The organism is Aminobacter sp. Y103A, from assembly GCF_030294925.1.
GTDB lineage: Bacteria > Pseudomonadota > Alphaproteobacteria > Rhizobiales > Rhizobiaceae > Aminobacter > Aminobacter ciceronei.
On record NZ_AP017986.1, the window covers coordinates 2547044 to 2563988 of the forward strand.

Annotated in this window: 19 protein-coding genes; 10 read left to right on the forward strand and 9 right to left on the reverse strand. The window is 62.5% G+C overall.

Translation table 11 applies throughout. From position 1 onward, the window contains the following. Nucleotides 1-24: 24 nt before the first annotated feature. On the reverse strand, nucleotides 25-981 hold the full coding sequence (speB, locus tag Amn_RS12410; RefSeq protein WP_154385563.1) for an agmatinase: 957 nt from the start codon (nucleotides 979-981) through the stop codon (nucleotides 25-27). 204 nt (nucleotides 982-1185) lie between these two features. Between speB and Amn_RS12415 the strand changes: the two genes are divergently transcribed. Next, complete coding sequence (locus tag Amn_RS12415) at nucleotides 1186-2259, forward strand: glycerophosphodiester phosphodiesterase family protein (protein ID WP_067962889.1); 1074 nt, start codon at nucleotides 1186-1188, stop codon at nucleotides 2257-2259. A gap of 15 nt (nucleotides 2260-2274) precedes the next feature. Here the strand turns inward: Amn_RS12415 and Amn_RS12420 are convergent, their stop codons facing one another. The 4 genes from Amn_RS12420 to Amn_RS12435 all read right to left on the reverse strand — a co-directional run bounded on the left by Amn_RS12420 (nucleotide 2275) and on the right by Amn_RS12435 (nucleotide 4296). Beyond that, nucleotides 2275-2550: a hypothetical protein gene (locus tag Amn_RS12420; protein ID WP_067962885.1), complete on the reverse strand. Its 276-nt coding sequence runs from the start codon at nucleotides 2548-2550 to the stop codon at nucleotides 2275-2277. Between the two features lie 123 nt (nucleotides 2551-2673). Further along, on the reverse strand, nucleotides 2674-3150 hold the full coding sequence (rpsI, locus tag Amn_RS12425; protein WP_067962883.1) for a 30S ribosomal protein S9: 477 nt from the start codon (nucleotides 3148-3150) through the stop codon (nucleotides 2674-2676). Nucleotides 3151-3152: 2 nt separating this feature from the next. After that, nucleotides 3153-3617, reverse strand: coding sequence for a 50S ribosomal protein L13 (gene rplM / locus Amn_RS12430; protein ID WP_067962880.1), 465 nt, complete (start codon nucleotides 3615-3617; stop codon nucleotides 3153-3155). 220 nt (nucleotides 3618-3837) lie between these two features. Beyond that, the gene (locus tag Amn_RS12435; protein ID WP_067962876.1) at nucleotides 3838-4296 is read right to left on the reverse strand and encodes a PaaI family thioesterase; all 459 of its coding nucleotides are present in this window, start codon (nucleotides 4294-4296) and stop codon (nucleotides 3838-3840) included. A 181-nt stretch (nucleotides 4297-4477) separates the two neighbouring features. Here Amn_RS12435 and Amn_RS12440 point away from each other — a divergent pair, with 181 nt between their 5' ends. The 5 genes from Amn_RS12440 to Amn_RS12460 all read left to right on the forward strand — a co-directional run bounded on the left by Amn_RS12440 (nucleotide 4478) and on the right by Amn_RS12460 (nucleotide 8175). Beyond that, nucleotides 4478-5299, forward strand: a complete 822-nt coding sequence (locus tag Amn_RS12440; RefSeq protein ID WP_182573821.1) for an enoyl-CoA hydratase — start codon at nucleotides 4478-4480, stop codon at nucleotides 5297-5299. Between the two features lie 2 nt (nucleotides 5300-5301). Further along, nucleotides 5302-5724, forward strand: a complete 423-nt coding sequence (locus Amn_RS12445) for a VOC family protein (RefSeq protein ID WP_067962870.1) — start codon at nucleotides 5302-5304, stop codon at nucleotides 5722-5724. A gap of 67 nt (nucleotides 5725-5791) precedes the next feature. Further along, nucleotides 5792-6313, forward strand: coding sequence for a CoA-binding protein (locus Amn_RS12450; RefSeq protein ID WP_067962867.1), 522 nt, complete (start codon nucleotides 5792-5794; stop codon nucleotides 6311-6313). 145 nt (nucleotides 6314-6458) lie between these two features. Continuing rightward, entirely contained in the window at nucleotides 6459-7742 is a 1284-nt protein-coding gene (locus Amn_RS12455) for an O-acetylhomoserine aminocarboxypropyltransferase (RefSeq protein ID WP_067962865.1), read from the forward strand. A gap of 88 nt (nucleotides 7743-7830) precedes the next feature. Continuing rightward, nucleotides 7831-8175 carry a cupin domain-containing protein gene (locus tag Amn_RS12460; RefSeq protein WP_154385561.1) on the forward strand — a complete coding sequence of 115 codons (345 nt, stop codon included), beginning with the start codon at nucleotides 7831-7833 and terminating at the stop codon, nucleotides 8173-8175. A 3-nt stretch (nucleotides 8176-8178) separates the two neighbouring features. Here Amn_RS12460 and Amn_RS12465 read toward each other — a convergent pair whose 3' ends face one another. Both Amn_RS12465 and Amn_RS12470 read right to left on the reverse strand, forming a co-directional pair. Continuing rightward, the gene (locus tag Amn_RS12465; protein ID WP_286297400.1) at nucleotides 8179-8826 is read right to left on the reverse strand and encodes a CatB-related O-acetyltransferase; all 648 of its coding nucleotides are present in this window, start codon (nucleotides 8824-8826) and stop codon (nucleotides 8179-8181) included. Nucleotides 8827-8857: 31 nt separating this feature from the next. Then, the gene (locus Amn_RS12470) at nucleotides 8858-9460 is read right to left on the reverse strand and encodes a class I SAM-dependent methyltransferase (protein ID WP_263007361.1); all 603 of its coding nucleotides are present in this window, start codon (nucleotides 9458-9460) and stop codon (nucleotides 8858-8860) included. Nucleotides 9461-9756: 296 nt separating this feature from the next. On the opposite strand from Amn_RS12470, the gene Amn_RS12475 reads away from it, so the two are divergent. From Amn_RS12475 to Amn_RS12490, 4 genes are all read left to right on the forward strand, one after another. Next, nucleotides 9757-10389, forward strand: a complete 633-nt coding sequence (locus Amn_RS12475) for an ATP-dependent Clp protease proteolytic subunit (protein WP_067962859.1) — start codon at nucleotides 9757-9759, stop codon at nucleotides 10387-10389. 300 nt (nucleotides 10390-10689) lie between these two features. Beyond that, nucleotides 10690-11964 (forward strand): ATP-dependent Clp protease ATP-binding subunit ClpX, encoded by a 1275-nt coding sequence (gene clpX, locus Amn_RS12480; RefSeq protein WP_067966693.1) that lies wholly within the window; start codon nucleotides 10690-10692, stop codon nucleotides 11962-11964. Nucleotides 11965-12299: 335 nt separating this feature from the next. After that, a complete protein-coding gene (gene lon, locus Amn_RS12485; protein ID WP_286297410.1) occupies nucleotides 12300-14714 on the forward strand; it encodes an endopeptidase La in 2415 nt (804 codons plus the stop codon). A gap of 183 nt (nucleotides 14715-14897) precedes the next feature. Then, nucleotides 14898-15170, forward strand: coding sequence for an HU family DNA-binding protein (locus Amn_RS12490; protein ID WP_018427423.1), 273 nt, complete (start codon nucleotides 14898-14900; stop codon nucleotides 15168-15170). A gap of 91 nt (nucleotides 15171-15261) precedes the next feature. Here the strand turns inward: Amn_RS12490 and Amn_RS12495 are convergent, their stop codons facing one another. Both Amn_RS12495 and Amn_RS12500 read right to left on the reverse strand, forming a co-directional pair. Beyond that, entirely contained in the window at nucleotides 15262-15681 is a 420-nt protein-coding gene (locus Amn_RS12495; RefSeq protein WP_286297415.1) for a DUF6636 domain-containing protein, read from the reverse strand. Nucleotides 15682-15830: 149 nt separating this feature from the next. Further along, the gene (locus tag Amn_RS12500; RefSeq protein ID WP_263007359.1) at nucleotides 15831-16925 is read right to left on the reverse strand and encodes a M24 family metallopeptidase; all 1095 of its coding nucleotides are present in this window, start codon (nucleotides 16923-16925) and stop codon (nucleotides 15831-15833) included. Between the last annotated feature and the right edge of the window lie 20 nt (nucleotides 16926-16945).

Here is a 16945-nt window from a genome sequence, read left to right on the forward strand (position 1 = left end):
TCCGCAAGCCGTTGATTCAATGCCTCAGGCCTTGTCGCGCGCCTTCTTCTCGGCCAACAGGCCGAGATAATGCATGGCGACCGTCGAGCCGGCGATAGCCGTAATATCGGCATGGTCATAGGCCGGTGCAACCTCGACGATGTCGGCGCCGACGATGTCGATCTGGGTCATCTGGCGCAGCACCGACAGGATCTTGGCCGACGACGGGCCGCCGGCCACCGGCGTGCCGGTTCCGGGCGCAAAGGCCGGGTCGAGGCAGTCGATGTCGAAGGTGACATAGGTCTTCTTGCCGCCGGTGCGTTCGGCGATCGCATAGGCGATGTCGGCAGCGCGCATCTCCTCGACCTCGTGGCCGTAGAGGATCTTGATGCCGCAATCGTCGGGCGCGTGCGTACGGATGCCGATCTGGATCGAGCGATCGGGGTCGATGATGCCGTCCTTGACGGCGCGCGCCACGAACGATCCGTGATCGATGCGCTTGCCGTCGTCAGGCCAGGTGTCCTGGTGGGCATCGAACTGCACCAGCGCCATCGGGCCGTGGATCGCCGCATGCGCCTTCAGCACCGGCCAGGTGACGAAATGGTCGCCGCCGAGCGTCAAAAGGAAGGCGCCCGATCTCAGGATCTTGGCTGCTTCGCGCTCGATTGCAACAGGGGTCTTCTGGTGGTTGCCGCTGTCGAGCAGGCAGTCGCCATAGTCGATGACGGCGAGGTCGTCGAACAGGTCGCGGTTGAACGGGTATTGCGGGTCGCAATCGAAGATCGCCGAGGCGCGACGGATGGCCTGCGGGCCGAAGCGTGCGCCCGGCCGATTTGTGACGGCGGCGTCGAAGGGGATGCCCCAGACCACCGCCTCGGCCCCAGTGACATTCTTCGAATACTTGCGGCGCATGAAGGACAATGCCCCTGCATAGGTCGGATCACCCGAGCGACCCTTGGGGCCGCGTGCGGTAAAGGCGTGATCGATCGACGAAGAGGGCATGGGCAGTTTCCTTATTCGGTCTTTCGGAATTCGGTCGTTCAGAATTGCGAGGCGCAAGAACTACAGAAGCCTGAACCAACATGCCAGCCCCATGGCGAATTGCGTGTGACAGCTGCATTCATCGCCCTGTCATCTGTCTTTCACGCCCATGTCATCGCCGCCTTTTAGGTCGCTCCAGGCATATCAAGCCATGGAGCGATTCCCATGCGGACAGTTCTGGCAGGCGCAGTCTCGGTCTTGCTGACCCTCGCTCTGGCGACGTCTGGCCATGCCGGTTCTCGTTCCGAAGAGATCCTCGCGCGCTTCGAAAATGCCAATCAGTGGCGTGACCATGTGATGGTCGTGGCGCACAGGGCAGGCGGCCTGCAGGACGGCAAGCGGCGCTTTGCCGAAAACTCCATCGCCGCCCTGCGCGATGCGATCTCTCTCGGCGCCGAAATGGTCGAGATCGACATCCGCCGCTCCGCCGACGGCGAACTGATCGTCATGCATGACAGCTGGCTCGACCGTACCACCGACTGCACGGGCGAGGTCGTAACCCGCGCCATGGACGAGCTCAGGACATGCCGGCTCGTCGTCGAGGGCACCGGCACTGTCACCGCCGAAACAGTGCCGACGCTGCGGGAATATCTGTCGGTCGCCAAGGGCAGGATCCTGGTCAATCTCGACAACAAGCTCGACACCGCCGACCTCATCGACATGGTTGCGCTGGCGCGCGCCATGGAGATGGAAGAGCAGGTGGTGGTCAAGGCGAACCTGTGGAATGCCGAGCGTGTCGCCGCCGTGAAGGCGGTGATGGCGCGGGTGGGGCAAGGCTTCCAGTTCATGCCGATCATGGCTGACGACGCCGTGCGCGACCCCGCTTTCGTCGAGGCATCGGGCAAGGCTTTCGCCGCAAATGCCGTGGAGATGATTGCCTGGCGCGGCGACACCGAAACCATGACCGTATCTGGCGGGCCGCTGTTTTCGGCCAGGGTCAAGGCAGCGGCCATTCGCGGCAACTGGCACATCTGGGTCGACACTCATGCCATCGTCAACAAGCCGGGTGGCTATCTCGCCGGCGGCCGCGGCGACGAACTGGCGGTGGCCGCCGGGTTTCCCAACGAAGTGTTCGGCTTCTGGGCCGAACGCGGCGCGACGATGATCCAGACCGACGAGCCGCGTGCAGCCATCAACTGGCTGGCCGCCAATGGCTATCGTGTGCCTTATGCCGAATTGGAAAAACCCGTGGCCTCTGTCGCAGGCCAGGCGGGCGCGTCCCAGCCGCCGACCAACTGATGCCGCGGGAAGGGGCTAATACGCACTCGAGCCCCGAAGCGCCTTGCGCCGGTCCTTGAGCGAATATTTCGAGCCGCCCTCCTTGAGAAGCCTCTTGCCCTTTTTCTTGCAGTGGCTGTCGGCCTTGCCGGCGGCCTTTCGCGCGTCGGCACCCTTTTCGATCGCCTTGTCATAGGCGCGCATCCAGCAACTGTCGAACGAGGTTGCCCGCTTGAGAAACTTGTTCGACGCGGCCTCTGCTGGGCCAGCGGCAAAGGCTATGGCGACTGCCAGTGCGAGCATGCGGACCATGGTGATTTCCACCGGCGGCTTGAAGTTGCGCTTCCAAGCATAAGCCAGGCCGGCCGGAACAGCATGCGGAAAAGAAAAAGGCCGCCCGAAGGCGGCCTTTCCGAAATCCGGACTGCGAAACGCTTAGCGCTTCGAGAACTGGAACGAACGGCGGGCCTTGGCCTTGCCGTACTTCTTACGCTCGACGACACGGCTGTCGCGGGTCAGGAAGCCGCCCTTCTTGAGCACGCCGCGCAGCGTCGGCTCGTAGTAGGTCAGCGCCTTGGAGACGCCGTGACGAACAGCACCGGCCTGGCCCGACAGACCGCCGCCGACGACGGTGGCGATGACGTCGTACTGGCCGACGCGAGCAGCCGCGACGATCGGCTGGTTCAGGATCATCTGCAGCACCGGACGGGCGAAATAGGTCGCGAATTCCTTGCCGTTGACGATGATCTTGCCGGTGCCCGGCTTGATCCAGACGCGAGCAATGGCGTTCTTGCGCTTGCCGGTGGCATAGGCGCGGCCGCTCTTGTCGAGCTTCTGGACGTGGACCGGAGCTGCCGGCTGTGCGGCTGCAGCGACGGTGCCGAGTTCTGCGAGCGAGCTGAGATCAGCCATGATTACGAGGCCTTCTTGTTCTTGGCGTTCAGCGCGCCGACGTCGAGCGTCACAGGCTGCTGGGCGACATGCGGATGGTCGGCGCCTGCATAGACGCGGAGATTCTTCATCTGGCGACGACCGAGCGGGCCACGCGGGATCATGCGCTCAACGGCCTTCTCGAGCACGCGCTCAGGGAAACGGCCTTCGAGCAGCTGGCGCGCGGTGCGCTCCTTGATGCCGCCGGGGTGGCCGGTGTGCCAGTAGTACACCTTGTCGGTGAACTTCTTGCCGGTGAACGCGACCTTGTCGGCGTTGATGATGATGACATTGTCACCGTCGTCGACGTGCGGGGTGAAGGTCGGCTTGTTCTTGCCGCGGAGGATGTTGGCGACGATGGTGGCGAGACGGCCGACGACGAGACCTTCGGCGTCGATCAGCACCCACTTCTTCACCACGTCCGCAGGCTTCTGCGAAAAGGTTGTCATGGTCTTATGCTTTCGGTTCGGACCTTCAAGAGAAGGCGTTTCTTGTTGCTTTCATTGGCGTTCGGCCAGGGCCTGCCGCCAATAACAAAACGGCGGCCTTTGCGGACCGCTGCTTTGGATGGGCTTATAGGCGAGGGCTGATGGCCCGTCAAGCGAGCCAAAAAAGGCAGTCGTCTTGTAATATGAAGCAAAAACAATATGTTATGAGTGTGGTAATATTTTACCGCGTCGTTTGGCGCTTCGGCGGGATCGAATAGGTGCCGGTTGCGTGCGCCACCGTCTGCCGGTCCGGGCCGGCGACGATGTCGATGTCGAACACCATCAGGCTCTTGCCGAGCTTCAGAATTCGGCAGTGGCCGTCGATCGGGCCGGCTTCGGCCTTGCGCATGAAGCTGATGTTGAGATTCGTCGTCACCGACAAGGCGTCTGGTCCGGCGTGGCTCAGCACGCAGACATAGCCGCCGATGTCGGCAAGCGTGAACAGCGACGGGCCCGAGACGGTGCCGCCGGGCCGGAGATGGCGTTCGTCGGCGTTGAGGCGCACGGTGCATCCACCCGGGAAAACCTCCGTCACCCGGTAAAAGTCGTACTGTTCGTTGAGCTGAGGGTAGACCTGCTTGAGGAGATCGTTGACCTCGTTCGCCGTCATCGTCGGCGTCAGTCCGTGCTGCTCGGGCATATAGCTCTTTCCATCGACTTTCCCACCATGCGCCCCGGCCCCATTTCTAGGCTTGCCGGATGAACCGTCGAGTTCGCCACGTTCACATGGTTGGGAACCAAGTTTGTGTGCAAACGTATATGGCTGAGGCTCGACTTTGGCGATTCGTCTTTCGCCGCACTGAACTCGCTCAGGGGACACCATGGCAGAAATCGTCGCCATCAAACGTAGCACACCGGAAGGTCCGGTTTGGGCCAGTCTGGATAAGGGCGTGCTGCGTCTGGTGCTCTCCAATCCGCCGGCTAACGTGCTCTCGGTCGCGACCATGGCAGCACTTCAGGCCCAGCTGGATGGCGCCATGGACGACAAGGCGATCCGGGTGATCGTCATCGCCGCCCAGGGCGGCGTGTTTTCAGCCGGCCATGACCTCAAGGAACTGACGGCGCACCGAAGCGATGCCGATCGCGGCCGCGCCTTCTTCGAGCTCACAATGTCGCGCTGCTCGGCGCTGATGCAGTCGATCGTGCGCCACCCCAAGCCTGTCATCGCCGAGGTCGACGGCCTCGCCACCGCGGCCGGCCTGCAGCTCGTCGCCAGTTGCGATCTCGCCATTGCCTCCGAGCAGTCGACCTTCTGCACGCCCGGCGTCAATATCGGCCTGTTCTGCTCGACGCCGATGGTCGCGCTCTCGCGCAACGTCTCGCGCAAGCAGGCGATGGAGATGCTTTTGACCGGTGAGACCATCGACGCCACGACAGCGCGCGACTTCGGGCTGGTCAACCGTGTCGTGCCGCGTGAATACCTGAATCACATTGTTGGCAAATATACGCAAACCATTGTTTCGAAATCGCCTTTGACGCTGAAGATCGGCAAGGAGGCGTTCTACGCCCAGGCCGAGATGAGCCTTGCCGAAGCCTATGACCATGCGGCGAAGGTGATGGTCGACAACATGCTGGCAAAGGATGCCGAGGAGGGGATTGGCGCATTCATCGACAAGCGCCAGGCCGACTGGACAGGAGAATAGGTTTGGAACAACGCCTTTCGCTTGTGACACTTGGAGTGGACGATCTCGGCCGCGCCGTGCGCTTCTATGAAGCAATGGGGCTCAGGCGGAACCAGTCGATCACCGAGGGTGTCGCCTTCTTCCAGATGGGGGGCATCGTGCTCGGTCTCTGGAGCCGCGACCAGTTGGCTGCCGACGCCGGCGTTCCCGGCGGCAAGGGCGGTTTCTCCGGTGTGTCGATTGCCTACAACACGCGCTCCGAGGCGGAGGTCGACGAGATCCTGGCGACGGCCGAAAGGGCAGGCGGCCGCATCGTCAAGCCGGCGCAGCGCGCCTTCTGGGGCGGCTGGTACGGCTATTTCGCCGATACCGAAGGCCATTTGTGGGAAGTGGCCCACAATCCCGATTTCCCGATCGCCGAGGATGGCTCGATCTCGCTGCCGTGACGTTTGCGCTCGCTTTCGAAAGCCGGTATCCAGTGCCGTCGAACGAGGCGGCCATGAACAACGACAGATGAACCACGACAGCTACGACAACGCCTACATCGCCGGAATTCTGAATGCGGTGAAGACGATCGCCGTCGTCGGCGCGTCGGCCAATGACGTCAGGCCGAGCTACTTCGTCACCAAATATCTGATCGACAAGGGCTACGAGGTCTTTCCGGTCAATCCCGGACATGCCGGCAAGGACATCCTTGGCCGCATGACATATGCCAGCCTTGCCGACATCCCCGCGCCGATCGACATGGTCGATGTTTTCAGGGCGTCGCCTGCCGTGCCAGGCATCGTCGACGAGGTGCTCAAGCTCGATCCGCTGCCCAAGGTGATCTGGACGCAGTTGACCGTTCGCCATGACGAGGCCGCCGCGCGCGCTGAGGCCGCGGGCATCAAGGTCGTCATGAACCGCTGCCCCAAGATCGAATATGCGCGGCTTGCCGGCGAAATCGGCTGGAACGGCGTCAATTCCGGCGTGCTCTCCTCGAAGCGCCCTGTCATGCGCGAGGGTTTCCAGAGTTTCGGCATCCGCGCAAAATAGTCCGGCATTCGTCCGGGTTTTTGCAATGCCGCGCAAATAATCTCTGCCTGCCGCGGCAGATGTGAAATTTTCGTCTTTGCTTTCCGCCGCGGCCTTGGCCAAAGATGCCAGCTGATTTGACGAACCTATTCTTTGGAGGAAAAAGATGTCCCAGCGCGCACCTGGTTTCAACACGCTTGCCGTCCACGCCGGCGCCAAGCCCGATCCGGCAACCGGCGCACGCGCCACGCCGATCTACCAGACGACGTCCTATGTCTTCGACGATGCCGACCACGCAGCCTCGCTGTTCGGGCTCAAGGCCTTCGGCAACATCTACACCCGCATCATGAACCCGACCCAGGCCGTGCTCGAGGAGCGCATCGCAGCGCTTGAAGGCGGCACGGCGGCGCTTGCCACCGCCTCCGGTCACGCCGCCCAGCTTTTGGTGTTCCACAACCTGATGCGCCCGGGCGACAATTTCGTCGCCGCGACCCGCCTCTATGGCGGCTCGATCAACCAGTTCGGCCATGCCTTCAAGAATTTCGGCTGGGAAGCGCGCTGGGCCGACACCAACGACATCTCGAGCTTCGACAAGCAGATCGACGGCAAGACCAAGGCGATCTTCATCGAGAGCCTGGCCAATCCCGGCGGCACCTTCGTCGACATCGAGAAGATCGCCGACATCGCCCGCAAGCACGGCCTGCCGCTGATCGTCGACAACACGCTGGCAAGCCCCTACCTCATCCGCCCGATCGAGCATGGCGCCGACATCGTCGTCCATTCGCTGACCAAGTTCATCGGCGGCCATGGCAACTCGATCGGCGGCGTCATCGTCGACGGCGGCACCTTCGACTGGTCGAAGTCGGGCAAGTATCCGATGCTGTCGGAACCGCGGCCCGAATATGGCGGCGTCGTGCTGCACGAGACCTTTGGCAACTTCGCCTTCGCCATTGCCGCCCGCGTGCTCGGCCTGCGCGACCTCGGCCCCGCCATTTCGCCGTTCAACTCGTTCCTGATCCTCACCGGCCTCGAGACCCTGCCGCTGCGCATGCAGCGCCATTGCGACAATGCGCTGACCGTCGCCGGCTGGCTGTCCGACCACCCCAAGGTCGAATGGGTGGCCTATCCCGGCCTCAAGAGCGACAAGAACCATGCGTTGATGAAGAAGTATTCGCCCAATGGCGCCGGCGCGGTCTTCACCTTCGGCCTCAAGGGCGGCTACGAAGCGGGCGTCAAGTTCGTCGAGGGCCTGGAGCTGTTCTCGCACCTCGCCAATATCGGCGACACCAAGTCGCTGGTCATCCATCCCGCCTCGACAACCCATCGCCAGCTCTCCGACGAGCAGAAGATCGCCGCAGGCGCCGGACCCGACGTCGTCCGCCTCTCGGTCGGCATCGAGGATGTCAGCGACATCATCGCCGACCTCGAGCAGGCGCTGGCCAAGGCCTGACCGGCCGTGCAAGACTTGGCCCCGGCAGCGTGTGCTGCCGGGGTCTTTTGCTTTTTGCCGGGGCCCTTTGCTGTTTGGGAGTGCGATCTTGCCGCTGTTTCTGACCATCGACGTCAATGGCATCGAGCCGGAAGCAGGCGCGCCGGCAAGCGGCCGTCTGATTTCGGGAGACCCGAAATTCACCACCTGGAATGCCGAGGAGGCCGATGGCGGGCTCTATGCCGGCATCTGGCAGTCGACGCCGGGCAAATGGCGCATCGAATATGACGAATGGGAGTTCTGCCACATCCTATCGGGTGTCTCCGTCATCTCGGAGGAGGGCGGCGAGGCCCGCACGGTGCGGGCCGGCGACAGCTTCGTCCTCAGGCCCGGCTTCAAAGGAAGCTGGGAAGTGCTTGAAACGACTCGCAAGGAGTACGTGATCCGGCTCTGAGCGTCAGCTTCGCCCCGCATCGAATTTTTCCGACGCCGATGCCAGCGCGTCGATCTCGTTGGCGCATAGCAGCGGCTTCAGCGCCTCGAACTTCTCCGCGGGCCATTCGTAGACCTTGAGCGCCAGCAATCTGTCGACAACGGCCTGCGCAAAACGCGTCTTGATCGGCACGGCCGGATTTCCGGCAACGATCGTGTAGGGCGCCACGTCCTTGGTCACGATCGCGCCCGAGGCGATGATGGCGCCTTCACCGACGGTCACGCCCGGCATGATCATGGCGCGCATGCCGATCCAGGCGCCATCGCCGATGATCGTGTCGCCCTTGCCGGCATAGGCATCCAGAATGAACTCCGGGAACGGATAGAGACTGAACCAGTCGGTGCGGTGCGTGTGGTTGCCGCCCAGCAGGATCACCGCTTCTGCGCCGATGCAGACATAGTCGCCGATGTGGAACTGGTCGATCGGCCAGGCCGGCTGCCATGCCTTGAGGCTGTAGGCGTCGCCATAGAGATACCGCACCACGCTGTCCTCGAACGATCCCGACCAGGCATCGCTGTAGTAGCTGTGCGTGCCGCGAACATGGATGTTCGGATTGGTGACGGTCTCGTGCAGCAGTTCCACCTTGGACCAGTGCCTGGCGTCGTTTTTCATTGCTTTAGATCCTCGGGCGCACCCCAGCCACTCAGGCTTTGGTGGCGAATACATGAAGCCAGTCGGTTGGCTGGCGGTCGTAGCCGCTGCCTCTGCGGCTGGTGATTTCGATTTGCCCGTTCCAGCCGCGGTCGCCATATGCGCCTGCCAGCCATTCCGGGGAAGGGTAGTTATAGTACCTTCCGAAGCGGTCACGCCCCTCGGCCTCGCCCGCCTTGAAGCTTGCGTAAAACACCCCTCCGCGGACCAGTGCCCGCTGAACACGGGAAATGATTGCCGGTAGATGTTCGCGCGGCACATGCAGAAGGCAGGCATTGGCCCACACGCCGTCATAGGCGTTGATTTCGTCGATGTCGTCAAACAGAAGGACCTTGACGGTTCGGCCAAGGCGTCTCGCGGCCGCCGCCGCGATTGCCTCCGTACCATCTGACGGCGTTACGTCGAAGCCCTCGGCAAGCATGGCCTCGCTGTCTTGTCCCGCGCCGCATCCGAGTTCCAGCACGCGGCCGCCGGCGGGCAGGCGGGCCATGAAGTCGTGGAGGCGGTGCCTGCTCGCCGGCTGGCCCCTTGCCGTGTAGGTTTCTGCCTCGTTGGAGTAGAACCGGATCGTTTCCTGGTCGTTGGCTTCCCTCACGATCGCTCCGATAGCTGGTGTCCGCAAAACAGGCCATCGAGATCGTCATCAAGGCCGGATATCCGCTCAACCGACAGCCGAGCGTCATTTGAGAGGAGCCACTACCGCAGCAGGCATGGAAAGTTCCAGTGCCGAGCATTGAGCCAGCTGTCGCAGCGAAAGTTAGCAATAGCTGAAATCACGGGTGTTCACCGGCCTTGCGCAATGGTGAGGCGGCATCCTATTTACAGGGCAAAGCCTCTGAACCGATTCTGCCCGTCCGGCGCCGGAATCCCCTCACGATAAAGGGACAGTCGATGAAGAACCCCGTCGAAACATACATGAACCTCGTTCCGATGGTGGTCGAGCAGACCAATCGCGGCGAGCGCGCCTACGATATCTTCTCGCGCCTGCTCAAGGAGCGCATCATCTTCATCACCGGTCCGGTCGAGGACGGCATGGCGACGCTTGTCTGCGCGCAGTTGCTGTTCCTCGAGGCCGAGAACCCGAAGAAAGAGATCAACCTCTACATCAACTCGCCGGGCGGCGTGGTGACCTCGGGCATGGCGATCTACGACACCATGCAGTTCATCAAGCCGGCAGTATCGACGCTGTGCATCGGCCAGGCCGCCTCGATGGGCTCGCTGCTGCTCTGCGCCGGCCACAAGGACATGCGCTTCGCAACCCCGAACGCCCGCATCATGGTGCACCAGCCCTCCGGCGGTTTCTCCGGCCAGGCTTCGGACATCGAGCGCCACGCCCAGGACATCATCAAGCTCAAGCGTCGCCTCAACGAGGTCTACGTCAAGCACACCGGCAAGGACTATGACACCATTGAACGGACGCTCGACCGCGACCATTTCATGACTGCCGACGAGGCGCGTGACTTCGGTTTGATCGACAAGGTCATCGAAAGCCGCGACGTCGCTGAGGGTGCCACGGCTTCGTGATTGGACGCTGCGACCTGCCTGCAGGGCCACATCTCGCATTTTTGAGGTGCCCTGCGGCATTTCGGACACATTTTGCTGTTCCCTCGATGGAAGCGTCGGCCTACGTTAAGGTGGCGTTGAGCTTCGACGGCTTAGCGTTGTTCAAGGGTGCCGCGACTCGTTGCAGCGACTTCTGGAATGTGAGTGTACGGAAATCGTTGCGGCGGCCAGGGAATGGCGGTGGCGGCGTCCGTCGTTAGATTGCATATGCGCCCCGGAGCCAGACCTTCGGCCGGGCGGCAGTGAAAGGACTTGGACAAGATGAGCAAGGTCAGCAACGGCGGCGGCGACTCCAAGAACACGCTCTATTGCTCGTTCTGCGGCAAGAGCCAGCATGAGGTACGCAAACTCATCGCCGGCCCGACCGTCTTCATCTGCGACGAATGCGTCGAACTGTGCATGGACATCATCCGCGAGGAGAACAAGACCTCGATGGTGAAGTCGCGCGAGGGCGTGCCGACACCGCAGGAAATCCTCAAGGTTCTTGACGACTACGTCATTGGCCAGCCCCACGCCAAGCGCGTGCTGTCGGTGGCCGTCCACAATCACTACAAGCGTCTCGCGCACGCTTCGAAGAGCAACGACGTCGAATTGGCGAAGTCCAACATCCTGCTGATCGGCCCGACCGGCTGCGGCAAGACGCTGTTGGCCCAAACGCTCGCCCGCATCATCGACGTGCCGTTCACCATGGCGGATGCGACGACGCTGACCGAAGCCGGTTATGTCGGTGAGGACGTCGAGAACATCATTCTCAAGCTGCTGCAGTCGGCCGACTACAATGTCGAGCGCGCCCAGCGCGGCATCGTCTACATCGACGAAATCGACAAGATCAGCCGCAAGTCGGACAATCCCTCGATCACCCGCGACGTCTCGGGCGAGGGCGTCCAGCAGGCACTGCTGAAGATCATGGAAGGCACAGTCGCTTCCGTGCCGCCCCAGGGTGGCCGCAAGCACCCGCAGCAGGAGTTCCTGCAGGTCGACACCGCCAACATCCTGTTCATCTGCGGCGGCGCCTTCGCCGGCCTCGACCGCATCATCTCGGATCGCGGCCGCAAGACATCGATCGGCTTCGGCGCCAATGTCGCTTCGCCTGAGGACCGCCGCACCGGCGACCTGTTCCGCCAGGTTGAACCAGAGGATCTGCTGAAGTTCGGCCTGATCCCCGAATTCGTCGGCCGTCTGCCCGTGCTGGCGACGCTCGAGGACCTCGACGAGCCGGCGCTGATCCAGATCCTGACCGAGCCGAAGAACGCCCTGGTCAAGCAGTACCAGCGCCTGTTCGAGATGGAAAATGTCGACCTGACGTTCCACGAGAACGCACTCTCGGCGATCGCCAAGCGCGCCATCGAGCGCAAGACGGGCGCCCGCGGCCTGCGTTCGATCATGGAAGCGATCCTGCTCGACACCATGTTCGAGCTTCCGGCGCTGGAAGGCGTCCAGGAAGTCGTGATATCGGAAGAGGTGGTGACCGGCAGCGCGAGGCCGCTCTACATCTACTCCGAACAGAAGGAAAAGAAGGGCAGCGTCAGCGCCTGAGGCTTGGCGACCCAAGGCTTGGCGACCCAAGGCTTGGCGAATTGCCTGCCGCATGATGCGGCGATACGAACTACCGCTCCAGCGAACGGCGCCCCAGCGGCGCCGTTCCGCATTCTGGGGCTTCATTTTGGGACTTCAGGGAAACGTGTGCCATACCTGTTGGGGATTGGCCTTGATGTTTACCCGGCGAAGCTCCAACTAACGGAGAAGAGGCGATGGGTAGGTTTTCGTGCTGTAATGCCGCGCGGTAATCGGCGGTAGGCGGAACCGTCCATGGTCGTTAATATGAGATTCGCGGTTGGCGCTCGCGCGGCTGCGAAATGAAAGGTTGGACAATGGCCAAAATATCCCGCTCTTCCAGCGAAGGTACCTTCGCAGTCCTGCCGTTGCGCGACATCGTCGTGTTCCCGCACATGATCGTCCCGCTGTTCGTGGGCCGTGAAAAGTCGATCAAGGCCCTGGAAGAGGTGATGGGTCAGGAAAAGCAGATCCTGCTTGCGACCCAGATGAATGCCGCCGACGACGATCCCGAGCCCGATGCGATCTATGACATCGGCACGCTCGCCAATGTGCTGCAGCTGCTCAAGCTGCCGGACGGCACCGTCAAGGTGCTGGTCGAAGGCACGACGCGCGCCAAGATTCAGTCCTTCACCGACAAGTCCGACTTTCACGAGGCCCACGCGCTCATCCTGAGCGAGCCCGAGGAGGAAGAGGTCGAGGTCGAGGCGCTGGCGCGTTCGGTGGTTTCCGACTTCGAAAACTACGTCAAGCTGAACAAGAAGATTTCGCCCGAAGTGGTTGGCGCCGCCAGCCAGATCGAGGACTATTCCAAGCTCGCCGACACGGTGGCGTCGCACCTTGCGATCAAGATCACCGAGAAGCAGGAGATGCTCGGCACGCTGTCCGTCAAGGAGCGGCTCGAGAAGGCGATGGGCTTCATGGAAGCCGAAATCTCCGTCCTGCAGGTGGAAAAGCGCATCCGCAGCCGCGTCAAGCGGCAGATGGAGAAGACCCAGCGCGAGTACTATCTCAACGAGCAGATGAAGGCGATCCAGAAGGAGCTCGGCGAGGGCGAGGACGGCCGCGACGAGGCCGCCGAGATCGAGGCGCGCATCAAGAAGACCAAGCTGACGAAGGAGGCCCGCGAAAAGGCGGATGCCGAGCTCAAGAAGCTGCGGTCGATGTCGCCGATGTCGGCTGAGGCCACCGTCGTGCGCAACTATCTCGACTGGATCCTGTCGATCCCGTGGGGCAAGAACTCCAAGGTCAAGCAGGACCTGCACTTTGCCCAGGAGGTGCTCGACACCGACCACTACGGCCTCGACAAGGTCAAGGACCGCATCGTCGAGTATCTCGCCGTGCAGAGCCGCCAGAAGAAGCTGAAGGGGCCGATCCTGTGCCTCGTCGGTCCTCCCGGCGTCGGCAAGACCTCGCTCGGCAAGTCGATCGCCAAGGCGACCGGCCGTGAGTTCGTGCGCATGGCACTCGGCGGCGTGCGTGACGAGGCCGAGATCCGCGGCCACCGCCGCACCTATATCGGCTCGATGCCCGGCAAGGTCATCCAGTCGATGAAGAAGGCGAAGAAGTCCAACCCGCTCTTCCTGCTCGACGAGATCGACAAGATGGGCCAGGACTTCCGCGGCGATCCGTCGTCGGCGCTGCTCGAGGTGCTCGATCCGGAACAGAACGCAACGTTCATGGACCATTACCTCGAGGTCGAATACGACCTGTCGAGCGTGATGTTCGTGACGACGGCGAACACGCTGAACATCCCTGCGCCCTTGATGGACCGCATGGAGATCATCCGTATCGCCGGTTACACCGAGGACGAGAAGGTCGAGATCGCCAAGCGGCACCTGATGCCGAAGGTTGTCCGCGACCACGCGCTCCAGCCCAAGGAGTTCTCGGTCTCGGAAGATGCGATCCGTGCCGTGATCCAGCTCTACACCCGTGAAGCCGGCGTGCGCAGCCTCGAGCGCGAGCTGATGAAGCTCGGGCGCAAGGCCGTCACCGAGATCATCAAGACCAAGAAGAAGTCGGTGAAGGTCACCGCTGCCAATCTGGACGATTATCTCGGCGTGCAGCGCTATCGCTTCGGCCAGGTCGAAGGCGAGGATCAGGTCGGCGTGGTCACCGGGCTTGCCTGGACCGAGGTCGGCGGCGAACTGCTGACGATCGAAGGCGTGATGATGCCCGGCAAGGGCAAGATGACGGTCACCGGCAATCTGCGCGACGTCATGAAGGAGTCGATCTCGGCTGCGGCATCCTATGTCCGTAGCCGTGCCCTCGACTTCGGCGTCGAGCCGCCGCTGTTCGACAAGCGCGACATCCACGTGCACCTGCCCGAGGGCGCCACGCCTAAGGACGGTCCGTCCGCAGGTGCCGCCATGGCCACCGCGATCATTTCGATCCTGACCGGCATTCCTGTCAGGGCTGACGTCGCGATGACCGGCGAGATTACGCTGCGCGGCCGCATCCTGCCGATCGGCGGGCTGAAGGAGAAGCTGCTTGCAGCCCTGCGCGGCGGCATCAAGAAGGTGCTGATCCCGGAAGACAATGCCAAGGATCTGGCGGAGATTCCGGAAAACGTGAAGAGCGGCATGGAGATCATCCCGGTTTCGCGGGTTGGCGAAGTGTTGCGTCACGCACTCGTCAGGATGCCGGAGCCGATCGAGTGGACCGAACCGGTCGATGTTCCCGCGGCCAAGTCGGATGCCGGCGAGGATGCCGGCAAGGGCTTCGCTCATTAGTTGTATCTAAAGTCGCCGTCAAAACAAAAAGCCGGGCTCGCGCCCGGCTTTTTCATGTGAAAAAACCCCGGAATTCCGGGCTTTTTGCCCCTTTTCGACTTGGTTGTGCTCGAAGTTTTTCCTAAAGTCCGTGTCCTACCGGCTGAGTCTAATGTCCCGGTTTTCTCATGGAAGGGAATTTGAATGAACAAGAACGAACTAGTGTCCGCCGTCGCCGAAGCTTCCAAGCTTTCCAAGGGCGATGCGCAGTCCGCAGTTGATGCGGTGTTCTCCGTCATCACCGGCGAACTGAAGAATGGCGGCGATGTCCGGCTTGTCGGTTTCGGAAATTTCACCGTGTCAAAACGCGCGGAGTCGACCGGCCGCAACCCGCAGACCGGCGCAGAAGTGAAGATCCCGGCTCGCACCGTGCCGAAGTTCTCGGCCGGCAAGGGCCTCAAGGACGCGGTCAACTGATCGCTTTCCAGCCAAGATACTGATCGAAAAGCCGGGCTTGCCCGGCTTTTCTTTTGCCTGAAGCCAGGCGCGCAGCGGGTGGTCTCGCGCTTCAGTAGACCTGGGTTTTCGACCGGCTGATGAAGAAGCCATGGCCGTCATTGCGGCTGCAGCGCAGCCCGGATCTGTCCGACGTGCAGTTGAAGGGGCCCTTCCTCCAGCTGTTGCCATAGTCGAGCGTGTGCGAGCCGTCGCAGCATCCGCTGTCGCCAACATTCTGATAACGCTTGGCTTTTCCAGAATTCCCGAGGATGAACCTGAGATAGGTCGGCTCGATGCGGTCGCAGCCGAGTTCCGGCCCGCCGTCCTCTGGCTTGTAGACGTCCGAGCCGCCGGCCGGCGTGTACTGGCAGCCGACATTGCCAGAGGGCATGTTGAAGTAGACAAGGCCGCCGTCGGCCGGGAAGCTCTGTTCCGCAGCCTTTGCATCGATCGAGATCAGGGCGATCACCGCCACCAGCACAGAACGCATCGCCCCTCCAGCGCAACTCCAACGTCCCAAGGCGCAAGATTGCACCGGAACGCGGCAGGTCGACAATGGGGCGTTGATGGGGGGGCCGGGTTCAACAAAAAAGGGCCGCTGCGGCGGCCCTTTGCGAGTTCGGCTGTATTGGCAAGCGCTCAGGCCTTGACCAGGAATGCCTCGCGCGGCAGGTCCGACAGCACCTCGGCGCGGTTGCCGCGCAGGATGACGATCTCTTCCAGGCGCAGTCCGAAGCGGCCCTGCAGATAGATGCCGGGCTCGATCGAGAACACGTTGCCCTCCTGCAGGATCGTTTCCGACGTGCCGGTGATATAGGGCTGCTCGTGAATGTCGATGCCCAGGCCGTGGCCGGTGCGGTGCAGGAAGTTCGGGCCGTAGCCGGCGGCGGTGATGACGTCGCGGGCGGCCTTGTCGACCTCCTTGGCGGCAACGCCGGGCTTTGCGGCGGCGATTGCTGCCTGTACGGCACGCTCAAGCACGCCGTGCACCTCGTCAAAACCTTCCGGCTTGTCGCCGAACACGCCGACGCGGGTCATGTCGGAGGGATAACCGTCCTTGCGGCCGCCGATATCGATCAGCACGGCCTCGTTCGCCTTGAGCTTGCGGTCGCCGGTGTGATGGTGCGGGAAGGCGCCGTTCTCGCCGAAGCAGACGCTGACGAATTCTCCGGTCGCACCATTGGCTGCGTAGAAGTCACGGATGGCCTTGCCGACTTCGAGTTCGGTCACGCCTTCCCTGAGCGCGGCGAAGCCTGCCTTCATGGCACCGTCATTGAGCACTGCGTTCATCTTGAGCAGCGCATATTCGGCCTCGTCCTTCTTGCCGCGCAGGAAGCTCACCGTGTCGTTCAGGAAGCTGCGCGCAGCACCGGGCAGGGCATCGAGCGCAAGCAGCGCAAAATCGGCGCGCATGGTCTCGTCGAGGGCAACCGAGACGGTGGCGCCCCCAACGCCGCAATCGGCGAGAAGCTGCACCAGGGCCGCCTGCGGACCATCGGCATCGGCCCAGGGATAGAAGGGCAATTTGGTGAAGGGGCGCTGGCTGTCGGCATTCAGCGCCGGCATCAGGAAGCCGGCATGCGTCTGCGACACGATCAAAAGCACCGGGCGTTCGTCGCCATGCGGCGACATGCCTGCGAGCCAGACAAGGTGCGAGGAGGGACCAACGACCACCAGGTCGGTTCCCGTCTCAGCCATGCGCTCGCGCAGCCGCGCCATCCGCTCTTCGTACATCGTCTCTGCCTTCTTCGGAT

Excerpts from the sequence above, each read along its gene's own strand:
- speB (WP_154385563.1), bottom strand. The coding sequence starts at position 981 with ATGCCCTCTTCGTCGATCGATCACGCCTTTACCGCACGCGGCCCCAAG.
- Amn_RS12415 (WP_067962889.1), top strand. The coding sequence starts at position 1,186 with ATGCGGACAGTTCTGGCAGGCGCAGTCTCGGTCTTGCTGACCCTCGCT.
- Amn_RS12420 (WP_067962885.1), bottom strand. The coding sequence starts at position 2,550 with ATGGTCCGCATGCTCGCACTGGCAGTCGCCATAGCCTTTGCCGCTGGC.
- rpsI (WP_067962883.1), bottom strand. The coding sequence starts at position 3,150 with ATGGCTGATCTCAGCTCGCTCGCAGAACTCGGCACCGTCGCTGCAGCC.
- rplM (WP_067962880.1), bottom strand. The coding sequence starts at position 3,617 with ATGACAACCTTTTCGCAGAAGCCTGCGGACGTGGTGAAGAAGTGGGTG.
- Amn_RS12435 (WP_067962876.1), bottom strand. The coding sequence starts at position 4,296 with ATGCCCGAGCAGCACGGACTGACGCCGACGATGACGGCGAACGAGGTC.
- Amn_RS12440 (WP_182573821.1), top strand. The coding sequence starts at position 4,478 with ATGGCAGAAATCGTCGCCATCAAACGTAGCACACCGGAAGGTCCGGTT.
- Amn_RS12450 (WP_067962867.1), top strand. The coding sequence starts at position 5,792 with ATGAACCACGACAGCTACGACAACGCCTACATCGCCGGAATTCTGAAT.
- Amn_RS12455 (WP_067962865.1), top strand. The coding sequence starts at position 6,459 with ATGTCCCAGCGCGCACCTGGTTTCAACACGCTTGCCGTCCACGCCGGC.
- Amn_RS12465 (WP_286297400.1), bottom strand. The coding sequence starts at position 8,826 with ATGAAAAACGACGCCAGGCACTGGTCCAAGGTGGAACTGCTGCACGAG.
- Amn_RS12475 (WP_067962859.1), top strand. The coding sequence starts at position 9,757 with ATGAAGAACCCCGTCGAAACATACATGAACCTCGTTCCGATGGTGGTC.
- clpX (WP_067966693.1), top strand. The coding sequence starts at position 10,690 with ATGAGCAAGGTCAGCAACGGCGGCGGCGACTCCAAGAACACGCTCTAT.
- lon (WP_286297410.1), top strand. The coding sequence starts at position 12,300 with ATGGCCAAAATATCCCGCTCTTCCAGCGAAGGTACCTTCGCAGTCCTG.
- Amn_RS12490 (WP_018427423.1), top strand. The coding sequence starts at position 14,898 with ATGAACAAGAACGAACTAGTGTCCGCCGTCGCCGAAGCTTCCAAGCTT.
- Amn_RS12495 (WP_286297415.1), bottom strand. The coding sequence starts at position 15,681 with ATGCGTTCTGTGCTGGTGGCGGTGATCGCCCTGATCTCGATCGATGCA.
- Amn_RS12500 (WP_263007359.1), bottom strand. The coding sequence starts at position 16,925 with ATGTACGAAGAGCGGATGGCGCGGCTGCGCGAGCGCATGGCTGAGACG.